The following is a 14,693-nucleotide window of genomic DNA, read 5'->3' as shown; positions in this document are numbered from 1 at the left end:
GTTATATAAATAAATTTACATTCGCTTTGTCTGCACGCTCCATATAGGTTGCCACACCGCCTATGGTCACTTCATCCAGCAACTCTTCACGCTGAATACCCATCATGTCCATAGACATCTGGCAGGCAATAAACTCCACTCCTTGTGCCAATGCCTGAGAACGTAAGGATTCCAAAGAATCTACCCCCTTGCGCTTCATCAGAAAACGCATCATCCGGCTACCGAGCCCCATCATGTTCATCTTAGACAGTTTCAGTTTCAAAGAGTTGGACGGGAGCATCATGCCAAACATCTTCCCGAAAATATCTTTCTGTGTCTGGGGTTTCCGCATCTTCTTCAATACATTCAATCCCCAAAAAGTGAAGAATATCGAAACTTTCTGTCCGGTTGCCGCTGCGCCGTTGGCAAGTACAAAAGTAGCCAAAGCCTTATCTAAATCATCGCTGAAAAGAATTAAAGTCTTCCCTCTCTCACCTGCCACCGGAAGCAATGACGAACAGGCACCAGCCTCATCACCTTTCTCAAGTAACACGGTGTATCGTCCTTTTTCTTCTTTTTTCCCTATCAACTTATTGCCCGTAGTAGCACACCAAGCAGAAGCATCCCGTGCAAAGCCGGCATCGGTTGCCACAATCTCCACCCGCTCGCCCGGAGCAATACTGTCCATCGCTTTCTTTACCTGCATGATAGGACCGGGACACTGCAGACCGCAGGCATTGATTTTCAAAGGTTCTTTAACCGAACCGCCCTGTACCGATTGAACCGGAGTGGATACGGCAGGCGGCACATCAAACGATGTTACGGAAGAAGGAACAGGCGCCGTTGCTATAGAATAGGTTTTATAACCGCCTATCAGATTAACCGTATTACGATAACCGCATCCTATCAGAATACGTTGTGCCAAATAGCCACGCAAGCCTACGGCACAGAACAGCACGATGGGCTTATCCGTGGGTATTTCCGACAAGCGGTCGCGCATCTCATCCAGCGGAATGTTGACAGCTCCCGGGATAGTACCGAACGAAAACTCTTCAGGCGTACGGGAATCTATCAGCATCAGTTCATCTTTCCTTTCAACAAGTTCACGCCAAGAGATAGCTGGCATCGCACCGCTGATAATATTGGAAGCTACATATCCGGCTATGGCAATAGGATCTTTTGCAGAGGAGAAAGGCGGCGCATAGGTATGTTCCGTCTCCATTAAATCGTATACGGTACCTCCGCGCTTGATTAGTCCCGCTATCTGGTCAATGCGCTTATCCACTCCTTCGTAACCTATACACTGCGCTCCATACAGTTTTCCGGTTTTGGGATGGAATGTCAGTTTCAGAGTCAACGGCAATGCATCAGGATAATAGCCGGCATGGGATGCAGAGTGAGTCACCGAACTTTGATACTCCATTCCCCATTGCTTCAGGCGCTTGGCGGCAAGCCCGGTGGAAGCCACTGTCATATCAAAGACTTTGGCAATGGATGTACCGATGGCGCCTTCGTAGGATGTGATATTTCCCAATGCCATGTTGTCGGCAACAATACGTCCTTGACGGTTGGCCGGGTTAGCCAAATAGTTGAGCCACGGTTTACCGGTCAGCGGATGAGGATATTCAATGGCATCGCCCACTGCATAGATGTCTTTGATGGATGTTTCCAGATGCTCGTCCACCCAGATACCGCCCGTTTCACCCAACTTCAAGCCTGCCTGTTGCGCCAATGCCGTTGCCGGACGTACACCAATGGAAAGCAATACCATATCGGCAAGGATTGTTTTTCCGCTTTTCAAAAATACGGTTATTCCCTGCCCGTTACGTTGAAAATGCGTAACGCCTTCTTCCAAATAGAGGGAGATACCTTTTTCAATTAAATGCTGATGGATAGGCGCAGCCATAGAGAAATCAATAGGTGCCATGACCTGATTACCCATCTCCACCACGGAGACAGAAACGCCTGCATGATACAGGTTTTCTGCCATTTCAAGCCCAATGAAACCTGCTCCTACCACAACTGCACGTTTCACCTGTTTATTTGTAATATATGCTTTGATTTGATCGGTATCTTCCACATTGCGAAGTGTAAAGATACCTTCCGAATAAATACCTTCCAAAGGCGGCTTCACCGGATTAGCTCCCGGAGAGAGGAGAAGTTTATCATAGTTTTCTTCATATTCATTGCCGTTCGCCTTACGAATAATCAATGTTTTACGCTCCGGATGAATGGCAATAACCTCGTTCTCCACTCGCACATCAATACGGAAACGCTTACCGAATGTTTCAGGAGTCTGAACCAACAGTTTTTCACGCTCGGCGATAACTCCGCCTATATAATAAGGCAATCCGCAATTGGCATACGAAATGTATTTACCTTTCTCCAGCAAAATTATTTCAGCCTGTTCATCCACTCTTCTTAACCGGGCAGCAGCTGTAGCTCCACCTGCTACACCACCAATAATTACATATCTCATAATTCTTTCTTTTTAGTTTGATACTGCAAAGAAAGAATTATTTTTCAAAATAAAATAGTTTAATGTTAACTGATTAAATTTTAGTGAATAATACAGTAATTATAAGGTATAATACAACGTAAATTAGACTCATTTATATCACCACCCCATCTTGTCAAGACCGGCAGCGGCATACCAAGCAGTAGAGCGATAGGCGGCAGTAGCCTCAGAATCTAAAGAAAGAGGGATATAATGCGAGACACCATTGGCACCTTTCATTGAAAACATTCCGACAAACTGGGAATAATTTTTTTCTGTAGTCTTCCAATAAGTAATAGAAGCATCAAACACCTGTTTCCACACCATGTAGGTTTCATCATCCAACAGAACCTTCATCATTTGCGAAAAGTCATAATAACCGACATGGCCTTTCCTATCATACGGATTAAAAGCTAATCTCCGCGCATCATAATCAAACACTTCATCACGAAGCAATGCGGTGTCGCAACCTGTTTCTTCTGAAATCACTTGTTTTGTCACAGCAGCCAACTCATTCAAAGCATCCGTCTTTATGACACATACAGAAGTACCTCCTGTCCAATTCGCATTTGAGATACCGGCACCTGCCTTATAATTTTCATTGTAATGATTAAAATAAGCTTCCGCCATTCGATTCACTGCATCCTGTTCAAACATCCAAGGAACCACCTTGTCATAAGGAGCACCCGGTCCGGGATTCTCCGTAGGACATCCCATATAATAATCCGTATAACTACGTACCGCATACGCCACCTCTACAGACATCATAAAACAAGCATCGAACATGATAAAATCAAAATGCGGCATTCCATCATCCAATACATTAACAAAATCGGATATATTCATACGTTTATCCCGTCCTTCCCCTTTATCCTGTCCTATCCAACGGGTAGAAGAAGACGGCACCGGATAAGGAATCCAACCATCTGCATGCGACCAGTAAACAAATCCATAACTCTCCGCCGGATATTCATAAAATGCCCGGTGCATAACCTCTTTCATCACTGATACATCCGTAGATGACTGCTCTGCATATTCCTTGACAACTTCTTTCTTTACATTGCCCTTCTTGTCTTTTGCAATACGAAACAAAACAGGAGAGTCATTGTCGTCCTGATACACCAACAAATTGCAAGATGACGAATCTACAAACTTCATACCCTCAATCATTTCGTCCACGTCCTCTTTTGCAAACGAAGCTAAATTATTATCCGCTACAATATAAACAAGCACAGTCTTGCTTCCCGCCTTAGGCGGCACGGGAACATCATCCTGGTTACATGCTGTAAACAAGAAAAGAAAAAGCACGCATAACAGGGCATAAAGTTTCAATTTCATAGCCATTAGTTTCATTACGAGGTCAACAATCACTCCTCCGGTTTCTTAAAACCAAATTTGTCCGATGCAATAGTCTGCAAAACCATTGTACCTTTCTTGTACTTTGCCTTTACTTTGGTAGCTTCCTTTTCCAGTTTCTTTTTATTCTCACTAAAATAAATCATACATGTATAATCGGATTTTTTCAAATCATACTCTAAATAATTCTTCAACTGATAACTGTATAAATCACGTTTAGACAAGAAACCATTCTTATCCAACACCACGCTATCCAACACTTGAATCTCCGTGAAATACACTATCGAATCGTTGAAAGAAGCCCCTACTCCAAAGGCATAAACCGGGTTATGGCTCTTCATTGTAAATGCCGTACACAAAGTAAATACGAGCATTACCGCAAATACTATTCTTACGTGTTTCATAATTTCTTTTTATTTATTTACGCATTAATGATATAAACTAATTTTCAAAATCCGCTTATTTAATTTAATGAGGACAAAGATAGTGCAAACCGAAAGTAGTACAAAATAAGCACGTCTATTTTTTATACAAGGATGCCGCTTAGCATGATTTAAAACAAAAAACCGGACTATCCACATCAGGACAGCCCGGTTTGCTTAATTTCTTTATTTGTCAGAAACTGATATTCTTATTTATCCCAAATAAGATTTGAGCAATTTACTACGATTACTTTGTCTTAATCTTCTGATTGCTTTTTCTTTAATCTGGCGGACACGCTCACGTGTGAGTCCGAATTTGTCGCCGATTTCTTCTAATGTCATTTCCTGTTGTCCGATACCGAAAAACATTTGTATGATCTCTTTTTCCCTATCGGTTAACGTAGAAAGAGCTCTATCAATTTCCCTCGCAAGAGACTCGTTCACCAAAGAGCGGTCTGCCATAGGAGAGTCGTCATTGACCAACACATCGAGCAAACTGTTGTCTTCCCCTTCAACGAAAGGTGCGTCCACCGAAATATGGCGACCGGAAACCTTCAGTGTGTCAGAGATTTTATCAACAGGGATTTCCAGTTCATCGGCAAGTTCTTCGGGAGACGGACGACGTTCGTTTTCCTGCTCGAACTTAGAAAAAGCCTTGCTGATTTTATTCAACGAGCCTACCTGGTTCAAAGGAAGACGTACAATACGCGACTGCTCTGCCAAAGCCTGCAAAATGGACTGACGTATCCACCATACTGCATAACTGATGAATTTGAAACCACGTGTCTCATCGAACTTTTCGGCAGCCTTAATCAGTCCTAAATTACCCTCGTTAATCAAGTCGGGCAAACTCAAACCCTGGTTCTGGTACTGTTTGGCTACAGATACAACGAAACGCAGATTGGCACGTGTCAATTTCTCCAATGCAACACGGTCACCCTTACGGATGCGTTGAGCGAGCTCTACCTCTTCTTCGACTGTAATGAGGTCTTCGCGACCGATTTCCTGCAAATACTTGTCAAGAGAAGCGCTCTCTCTGTTAGTGATACTTTTGGTAATTTTTAGTTGTCTCATTCTTATAATACGGATTTGGGTTGCAAAGTTACGACAAATTATTTATTACAAACAAACTTGCCTGGACTTTTTTACCTTATTTATATCTTACCCATACAACAAAAAGGATGTCGACAAGTGTTTGCCGACATCCCTTTTTTCGTCTTTCTTTGCTATTATTACAATCTTCTTACCTATTATCTCTTCTTTTACTCTTGAGTTAAATCTACAGCATAACTTGCGCGTTTTCCGGAGGGGAACATACCGGTGATGAACAACACCTGATCAGGAGATTGGGTAGCCGCTTTCAGTACTTTCTCCAAATCTTCCACAGACTTCATCTGCATATTGTTTGCTTTTAAGATTATGAATCCTTTACGGATACCGGCATCTGCCATCTTACCGTTAGACACCCCAGTTACTTCCAGACCATAACCCAAGTTAAGTTGTCTCTTCAATTCAGAAGATATGGGTTTGAAAGCCGCACCCAAAAGTTCCATTCCGGCATCTTTCACTACCTTCGTATTACCTTGAGAGTTTTTCAAAGTCAACGTGAACTCTTTCTCTTTCTTATCACGGATTACTTTTACTTTCACTTTGTCACCCGGGCGGTGCTTAGCCAACGCTTCCTGCAAATCGGCAAACTTATGTACTTTCTTACCATCGATACCGATAATTACGTCATCCGACTTCAACACACCGGCAGCAGACCCACCTTCTATGACATCGGCAATCAATACACCTTCTTTCACACCAAGTTCATCGGCTTTCTTTTTCATCTCTTCAGCCAACCTTTCGTCCATTTGCAAATCTGTACCCAGCGTAGTACCGGTAATACCGAGCAGAGCACGTTGCACCGTACCGAATTGTTTCAAATCCGCCACAACCTTCGTCATGATGCTGGTAGGAATTGCAAAACCATATCCGGAATAAGCACCTGTAGGTGAATAAAGCATGGCGTTGATACCTACCAGTTCGCCTTTGGCATTGACCAATGCACCGCCACTGTTACCTTGGTTGATGGCAGCATCCGTCTGAATGAAAGACTGAATATCGGCTGCTTGTCCGTTAGATGCGCTCATACCGATAGAACGAGCCTTTGCACTGACAATACCTGCCGTAACGGTAGAATTCAAATTGAACGGATTACCTACCGCCAACACCCACTCACCTACTTTCAGCTCATCGGAGTTACCTATCGGCACTGTAGGGAAATCGTCACCCTCAATCTTTATCAGGGCAAGGTCGGTACTGGGGTCGGTACCGATAATACGACCTTTCAATTCACGGTCGTCATTCAACTTGACGGTAATTTCATCTGCACCCTCCACTACATGATTGTTGGTTACAATGTAACCGTCTTTGGAAATAATGACCCCTGAACCGAAACCTACACGCGGCTGAGTCTGTATCTGCCGCTGTCCACGACCATCTCCGAAGAAGAAGTCAAAGATATCTGGCACACCCTGCACCGTCTGCGTTTTGCCCAATTGTTTTGCACGTATATGTACTACGGCATGGGTTGAACTCTCTGCCGCTTGAGTCAAGTCAACAGGTTGCGCATTGGTTGCATTATAAGCAGCCAACTGTAAATTATTAGGATTCTGTTGGAATAATTCGCTAAACGTAGCACTCTTTTCCTTATTCAGTATCTTATAGGTGGTAACACCAGCCACTCCTGAACTCAGGATTACAACGGCTGCTACTCCAAGGATGTTTTTTGTTGTCTGTTTCATACTACTTTCTATTTTCTTTAATTGTTAATATTCAAATCTCATTTAACATTCTGGCGTTAAAATAACGACAAAAATCGTTCGATTATTCCGCTTGTCACTCTTTTTTGTTCTCTTTTAACAGTGCTCATTTAAGGCTTAACAGCGCTTAACGGCAGAGACTGACAAATTAGCATTTATGCACGATTGCTGTCTGTTAAAATACTGACAGATAGACAAAACAAAAACGCACCATCCGTTTACCTGTAACCGATGGTGCGTTGAATTGGAAGATAGTGTGTTGAATTCTTTTAATAATTAAGGTAGTCAATATCCATACTGTAACTCCATTGTGGGAAGTAAAGGTTTCCACCTTCCCACTCCACCTCGCCACGTTGGAAATCCACGGTTTCGCTACGCGGATATTTCTTTTCGGGCACTAACGGCATGCCATAATCGGTATTCACAATCATGCGCCAAGAATCAATGCCACCCAAGAAGAAATATTCCTCATCAGCATTACGAGCGAAAGTCGGTATTCCAAATGATTGGTCAACAGGCACCCACCCTACACCTTCGAAGTAGACTTCCGCCCAATCGTGCAGATTCCAAGCATGGGGATGCATCATGAAACCACTCTGGAAACGCGCGGGAATACCACTGATACGGCACAAAGTAATAAATAAAAGGCTGACTTGCCCGCAATCACCATGATGATTGTCCAATACATATTCCGGTATATTCTCAATCGTAGAGTACTCGCGGGCAGACGCCCAAGGGAAGTTATCATTAATCCAGCGGAAAATACGCTTCGCTTTCAAATAAGGATTTGTTTCACCTGCCGTCAATTTAGCAGCCAACCGGCATAGCCGTGGAGAAAAAATAATATGCCTCTCCCGTTCTGCAGTATATTCTTTATAAAAAGCAGTAGTCGTATCGTATGGCCGGACATCTTCCGCGCACAGGTCATGCCACTCCCCACAGGATGTATATTCAAACGTTTCGGAAAACACGACAGGCTCACCTTTCACCGCACGCTTCTCCATATAAAGCGTACTATGCCGGCATTCCTCCGGAGCAAAAACATACTCCGGCTCACTGGCAGCAATAAACTTCACATCCTGTTGCCGGTTTTGGTCTTTACGGGGATAAGGCAACCAACAGCGAACCAGCTTTCCCGCAGGAACAGCATTGGTATCTACCGTCAATGTATAAGTGACACGCATCCGCTTAGGAGAAACAATCGCTCTATTCTCTCTCTTCACGGCAGCAATGATTTCGGGCACGTTCTCTTTATTCACCTTCTCACTCCCACTTAATACAATACCTTCTTTGGATATCTTTATATCATAGCAGGCACTGTCCACACGAAACAAATTAGGACCGGCATTACGAAAATAGCGTTTTTCGCCATCCAAAGTCATGCACTCTAAAGCATTGGATGCTTCCCATTGTCGCATTTGCTCATCCGTTACATCAGGAATATACTTTTTGATATAGTCTTTCACCTGAGATTCCGCCAAGCAAAAATCCGTAAGCAGGCGCTGATGCAAATCATCATCCCAACTATACGGGTTATTCTCAGGCTTCGTACTACAAGCAGAAGCAAAAACAAATAAAAACACGGTATATAATAACTTCTTCATGATAAGAGTTCTGATTTCAGATTTATGATTTTAAATTCAGAGTTTAGAGTTCAGATTTACGCATTGCAACTTATAAATCTGAAATCTTCACTACCCCGATACCCGGTAAATCCGGTAAGGTAATTTTTCCTTTCACCACTTCCATACCTTTGAAACGGTCGTTGGCAATCAATAAACTACCGTCCAAATCGGCAAAGTCTACCGCCGGAGAGAATTGTGCAGCAGCAGAGATGGCACACGAAGTTTCGGTCATACATCCTACCATAACTTTCATGTCCAAAGCACGCGCCAATGTCACCATTTTCCACGCTTCACGCATACCGGTACATTTCATCAATTTAATATTGATACCGGTAAAGGCATCTTTCAATCCTACTATATCTTTTAAACGTTGAATGGACTCATCTGCAAATATCGGCAAGGGACTTTGTCCGGTTACCCATGCAATATCATCCAACTGTTCTTTAGGCATAGGCTGTTCTATCATGACGATACCTTTCTCTTTCAACCAGTGAATCATATCAAGCGCATAATGCTTGTCTTTCCAACCCTGATTGGCATCAACGGCAATAGGAAGTTCAGTTACCGAACGGATTGTTTCAATCATTTCCTTGTCATTGTCACGCCCCAGTTTCACTTTCAGAATGTTGAACTGCCCGGCACACTCTTTCGTTTTTTCACGTACCACATCAGGAGTATCAATGCCAATGGTAAATGTGGTAGAAGGCGTTTTTTCCTTATCCAATCCCCATATCTTATACCAGGGAGCCTGCAATAATTTACCAACCAAATCATGCAAAGCAATGTCCACCGCTGTTTTAGCAGCTGCATCTCCTACAGAGAGACTATCTATATAGGTCAATATATCTTCCAATTGGAAAGGATCGGAAAACTGCCCGATAACACCCTGCACTTTTTTCAAAAAAGCCAGCACGCTATCCATCGTGCCCAATTCGTGTTGCAGATAGGGAGGCATGGATGCTTCGCCATAGCCGATGATACCGTCATATTCTATTTCAACCTGTACATCCGGAGTTGTGGTACGCGAGTTGGCAGCCACCGTAAACACATGACGCAACTTCAATTCATACGGAAAGAAACGCAACTTCATTTTAGGCGTAATACCGCCTCTACTGATATTGAACAAAGAAGGTACCGCACCTTCACCTGCCAATACGTTATTGAGAGCCATGCCCGAGCCTAATGCAGCAAAGGCGGCTGTCTTTAAAAAGTCTCTTCTGTTTTGCATATCATTTATAATATTCGTTGGTTTCCGTTGTATTCAATCCCGTCTCTTTATTTATATAAGGCAACACACGCGTAGCAAACAGCAACCGTCCGAGATTGTATTCGTCAAACAATTCATCTGCCGGATCGAAACTGCTGATATGCACATCACCCTGCGAATGGATAAAACGCTTACTGCCAATATACATACCTACATGCACCACACGCTCTTTACGTTCTGGAGTTGCTTTGCGGCCAAAGAAAATCAAATCGCCCGGTTGCAGATTGGAAAAATCGGGAGCGATGTCGATATGCTCGCCCACATAAGCTTGTTGGGAAGCATCACGCGGAATAATAATATCGTGCATAAAAAGTATGGTACGCATAAATCCACTGCAATCCACACCTTTTGATGAAGTTCCCGCCCAAAGGTAAGGTATTCCCATCATAGTGTGCGCCGTACGGATAATGCTGCCTGCATCCTGTTTCAAACCGGAACGCCATTTCTCTTCGGGCATAGCTATGGATTTGGATATATAGCCTTGACGACCATCGGGATAGGTTACTTTATAGAAAGCTCCTTTAGTCCCTTCCCATTTCAAGCGGTTACCTGCCACAACATCCGAAATCGTCTGTGAAGCCACACTCGGTTCGGAATAGACAAAACCATAATGAGCGGTCACCACAATCTTTTCCGCACCGTTCCATGCCACCAACTCTTCTTTAGTTACAGGATACACCCCCACACGATGTACCCAAGCAATGTAATTGTCGGGAGTCTGAATGCGCATCCAACCATCACGTTGCAATACACGTACAGGCATACCCATCAAACCTTGCGTCATCATTTCCGATGAAAAGTCCGGATCTACACGCAAATTAGCTACAGACACATTGATAATGCCATACGTTTTGCCTTCCAGACCTTTCTCATCAGGAAGCAACTGAAGGCAATTCATCACGGCATATCCTTTTTTTGCCAGTTCTTTCAGCAAAACGGCTTTCGCTTCCGCCGAAGTAGTGACACCGCGTAACATCACATTCTTACCGGAAAAAGAGTAATCGACATCAAACAACGCCACACGCTTATCCGGAGCAAACCGTTTTTTTAAACTGTCAGTAAGTTGCGTTATCTCTACCGGTATGCTACGGTCTCCGGCTTCCGAAGCGACAACAGAAAAGGTTATCAAGAGAAAGAATGCAAAGAATAAGGTAATTTTTTTCATGAACTATACAAATTGGATATTATTAATGTTAGCAAAGCTAACAATTTATTCCAAAAGAGATACATATTTTCAGTGTTTTTAAGAAATTACACAAATAAGTCACCAATAACAAACAAATCGGCAAGCACTTGCCGCCAATCACTGAAAAATTCCTATCTTTGCACTCTAAAGCAGTTGGTCGGTTTGTCGCTTACGCCCCGTGCGTATGAGGAAAGTCCGGGCAACACAGAGCATCCTACTTCCTAACAGAAAGCTGTCCGCGAGGGTAGAGTAACGTAGAAGAGAATAACCGCCATATTCTTTTGGACTATGGTAAGGGTGAGAAGGTGGGGTAAGAGCCTACCAGTCTTGTGGCGACACAAGGGCTGTACGTCTTAGGAGTTGTAAGGTCATGTAAACCGACGCTATGAGAGTTGCTCGCTCCATGTCGGAGGGTAGACCGCTAAAGCCTGTATGGCAACATACGGCTCAGATAAATGACAGACACCTTGATTAAAATCCAATTTATGGATTGAATAAGGGAACAGAACCCGGCTTACAGACCGACTGCTTTTTTTAATTATGAATTATAAATTGTGAATTATGGATGGGCTGCGCTGCTATGCTGCATAGTAATTCATAATTCATAATTCTAAATTCATAATTTCTTTATCATGAACAAGCGAATTGCCACTCTTTGGAAGTTTCTGACATACGACATCTGGCGTATTACGGAAAATGAAGTCACCAAAACGACTTTTTCTCTCTATAACATCATCAAGACCATTTACCTCTGCATCAACCGTTTCACTAAAGACAGACTTATAAACAAGGCATCTGCCCTGACATATAGCACTCTGCTCGCCATTGTACCTATTTTGGCAATCCTGTTCGCCATTGCACGCGGATTTGGTTTCGACAACCTGATGGAGAGCCAAATCGTACAGGGGTTCGGCGGTCCGTCGGAAACAACGGAAGTTATCTTCCAATTTGTCGACTCTTATTTATCACAAACCAAAAACGGCATATTTATCGGAGTGGGCTTAATCATGTTATTATGGACCGTGCTCAACCTGATTAATAATATGGAAATAACTTTCAACCGTATCTGGCAGGTAAAAAATGCAAGAAGCATGTACCGCAAGGTTACGGACTACTTCTCAATGCTACTGCTGATACCGTTGTTGCTGGTAGTTTCAGGCGGTCTTTCCATATTCATGAGCACCATGCTGAAGAACGTAACAGACTTCACCCTACTCGCCCCCATCGGCAAATTCCTGATCCGTCTTATACCTTTCGTATTGACATGGATTATGTTCACAGCACTGTATGCCTTCATGCCTAACACAAAAGTGAAGCTCAAACATGCGTTGATTTCAGGAATACTGGCCGGTACGGCACATCAGGCTTTCCAATTCTTCTACATCAGCAGCCAGTTGTGGGTATCACGCAACAATGCCATATATGGTAGTTTCGCGGCACTTCCCATGTTCCTGTTATGGTTACAGACATCTTGGACTATCTGCCTTTTTGGAGCGGAACTGACGTATGCCGGACAAAACATACGCAATTTCAGTTTCGACAAGGATGCACGCAACATCAGCCGCCGTTATAGCGACTTCATCTCTATTCTCATCATGTCTCTCGTAGCCAAACGCTTTGAAAAGAACGAACCTCCCTACACTGCCGAAGAGATATCCGAAGAGTGCCAGATTCCCATACGCCTGACTAATCAGACCCTTTATGAATTGCAGGAAATCAATCTTCTGCATGAGGTAGTGACCGATGCCAAAAGCCAAGACATAGCCTACCAACCCTCTATGGATATCAACAAACTGAACGTGGCACTTCTGCTGGACAGATTGGACACCCACGGCTCCGAGGATTTCAAGATAGACAAAGACAAAGAATTCCACGGACAGTGGGAAACACTGATGAAAGCACGGGAAGAGTATTACAGAAGCGCACGCGAGGTACTGCTAAAAGACCTATAACGCTATTACCGTTAATAATGATTATACGAAACGACTTTCTCTTTCGCCTTCCTTGATTTCTTGCGTTTGTCTTTCGCGGGATAACCTATCGTAATATCAAGCAACAAGCGTTTATTGGCAGGAATACCCGTAAGTTTCTTAATCTCCTTTTCATCGAACCAACCCAATATACACGAGCCCAGCCCTTCGCTCTCGGCAGCCAGCGTGATATGGGCAGTGGCAATACCGATATCTATCAAAGGAAAATATTTATCTTTAATCTTGGCTCCTAAAAAGGAAGTGATATTCATTGACTCTTCCACGACCAGAATATGTACCGGAGCATCTTTGGCAAACTTATTCATGCCCAACCCGGCAGTAGCCTTACCTACTTTTACAGAAAGTTCCGGATCAGTGACTACCACAAAACGCCACGGCTGCGCATTGCATGCCGAAGGCGATAGCCGGGCAGCTTCCAAAATACGTTCCAATTTCTCCGGTTCTACCGCACGAGACATATCATAGGCACGGTCGCTTTGACGCGAAGCGACCAATTGCAGGAAATCATTCATAATTTACACCTTATTTATATTGTATCATTCTACTGATGTACTTACCTATGATATCGAATTCCAGATTTACCACACTACCTATCCGGAAAGCATGGAAATTGGTGTGTTCAAAAGTATAAGGGATAATAGCCACCTGGAAAGTATTCTCCGTAGGATTACATACGGTCAGACTGACACCGTTCACTGTCACCGAACCTTTATCTACAGTGATATAACCGCGCTTTGCCATCTCCTTGTCAAATTCATACCGGAATGTAAAGTAATAGCTGCCTTCGGCATCCTTTATATCCACACACGTTGCCGTCTGGTCTACATGTCCCTGCACGATATGTCCGTCCAAACGACCGTTCATCATCATGCTGCGCTCCACATTCACTTCGTCACCTACAGTCAACAAGCCGAGATTAGAACGGTCCAACGTCTCTTTCATCGCCGTCACCGTATAAGTTTCGTCCGTCATGCTAACAACCGTAAGGCACACACCATTATGAGATACGCTTTGGTCTATTTTCAACTCATTCACAAACGAACACTTGAAGGTGAAATGAACATTCTCTTGGTCTTTGACCATAGCCACCAACGTGGCGCATTCTTCTACTATTCCGGAAAACATAAGCTTATTTATTACATTTTTAATTAGACACTATCCTCATCAAGGATGCCACAAAGATACAAAAAGGCTCTCATATAGGAATGAAAAAAAGGAAGCTTTTATTCCTATACTTAAAATCAATATTTTAACAAAAATGGTGCTAATAACGGTGTCCGTTTATATAGCAAAGATAGAGTTTTTTTCTTTTATATTAAAAAATCTTCGTACCTTTGTGCCAACATTTTAAAATAACGTAAGAGCGTTTAGTATAATCCTTGGTATCGAAATCGCCAATTTCTAAAAACTGCAAGGATTACAACTAAATGCTCACGCACCTATATAGGGCGTGGGCTATTGTTGTATATTGCAGTGAAGCGTTTGGCGATGCTTGATACCGATATACTAACAAACTCACGCTCTTTTCATATTAACTGTTCAGTCGGGTTTGCTGAACAAACA

At 43.2% G+C, this 14,693-nt stretch carries 11 protein-coding genes and 1 other RNA gene; 2 read left to right on the top strand and 10 right to left on the bottom strand.

Annotated features, from left to right (window positions below; all coding sequences use genetic code 11):
- Position 1 precedes the first annotated feature (1 nt).
- From QZ327_RS10620 to QZ327_RS10585, 8 genes are all read right to left on the bottom strand, one after another.
- Positions 2-2,458, bottom strand: a complete 2,457-nt coding sequence (locus tag QZ327_RS10620) for an FAD-dependent oxidoreductase (protein WP_294619129.1) — start codon at positions 2,456-2,458, stop codon at positions 2-4.
- 138 nt (positions 2,459-2,596) lie between these two features.
- Positions 2,597-3,814, bottom strand: coding sequence for a clostripain-related cysteine peptidase (locus QZ327_RS10615; protein WP_294619128.1), 1,218 nt, complete (start codon positions 3,812-3,814; stop codon positions 2,597-2,599).
- A 29-nt stretch (positions 3,815-3,843) separates the two neighbouring features.
- Positions 3,844-4,236, bottom strand: a complete 393-nt coding sequence (locus QZ327_RS10610; protein WP_294619126.1) for a hypothetical protein — start codon at positions 4,234-4,236, stop codon at positions 3,844-3,846.
- A 231-nt stretch (positions 4,237-4,467) separates the two neighbouring features.
- Positions 4,468-5,328, bottom strand: coding sequence for an RNA polymerase sigma factor RpoD/SigA (locus QZ327_RS10605; RefSeq protein ID WP_002561589.1), 861 nt, complete (start codon positions 5,326-5,328; stop codon positions 4,468-4,470).
- A 188-nt stretch (positions 5,329-5,516) separates the two neighbouring features.
- Positions 5,517-7,043, bottom strand: coding sequence for a Do family serine endopeptidase (locus tag QZ327_RS10600; protein ID WP_294619124.1), 1,527 nt, complete (start codon positions 7,041-7,043; stop codon positions 5,517-5,519).
- A 287-nt stretch (positions 7,044-7,330) separates the two neighbouring features.
- Positions 7,331-8,665, bottom strand: a complete 1,335-nt coding sequence (locus QZ327_RS10595; RefSeq protein ID WP_294619122.1) for a transglutaminase family protein — start codon at positions 8,663-8,665, stop codon at positions 7,331-7,333.
- A 70-nt stretch (positions 8,666-8,735) separates the two neighbouring features.
- On the bottom strand, positions 8,736-9,914 hold the full coding sequence (locus tag QZ327_RS10590) for a dipeptide epimerase (RefSeq protein WP_294619120.1): 1,179 nt from the start codon (positions 9,912-9,914) through the stop codon (positions 8,736-8,738).
- Position 9,915: 1 nt separating this feature from the next.
- The gene (locus QZ327_RS10585; protein ID WP_294619118.1) at positions 9,916-11,118 is read right to left on the bottom strand and encodes an NlpC/P60 family protein; all 1,203 of its coding nucleotides are present in this window, start codon (positions 11,116-11,118) and stop codon (positions 9,916-9,918) included.
- A gap of 170 nt (positions 11,119-11,288) precedes the next feature.
- Between QZ327_RS10585 and rnpB the strand changes: the two genes are divergently transcribed.
- Together rnpB and QZ327_RS10575 are read left to right on the top strand one after the other, a co-directional pair.
- An RNA gene (gene rnpB / locus QZ327_RS10580) (RNase P RNA component class A) lies at positions 11,289-11,672 on the top strand.
- 99 nt (positions 11,673-11,771) lie between these two features.
- On the top strand, positions 11,772-13,091 hold the full coding sequence (locus QZ327_RS10575; RefSeq protein ID WP_294619116.1) for a YihY/virulence factor BrkB family protein: 1,320 nt from the start codon (positions 11,772-11,774) through the stop codon (positions 13,089-13,091).
- An 11-nt stretch (positions 13,092-13,102) separates the two neighbouring features.
- Here QZ327_RS10575 and QZ327_RS10570 read toward each other — a convergent pair whose 3' ends face one another.
- Both QZ327_RS10570 and QZ327_RS10565 read right to left on the bottom strand, forming a co-directional pair.
- Positions 13,103-13,642: a nitroreductase family protein gene (locus QZ327_RS10570; protein ID WP_294619114.1), complete on the bottom strand. Its 540-nt coding sequence runs from the start codon at positions 13,640-13,642 to the stop codon at positions 13,103-13,105.
- A 10-nt stretch (positions 13,643-13,652) separates the two neighbouring features.
- Positions 13,653-14,255 (bottom strand): riboflavin synthase, encoded by a 603-nt coding sequence (locus QZ327_RS10565; protein ID WP_294619112.1) that lies wholly within the window; start codon positions 14,253-14,255, stop codon positions 13,653-13,655.
- Positions 14,256-14,693: the final 438 nt, after the last annotated feature.

Origin of the sequence: uncultured Bacteroides sp. (assembly GCF_910578895.1) — a bacterium.
Lineage (GTDB): Bacteria > Bacteroidota > Bacteroidia > Bacteroidales > Bacteroidaceae > Bacteroides.
Note: the sequence above shows the minus strand (reverse complement) of the source record. Positions and strands in the feature narration are given on the sequence as shown.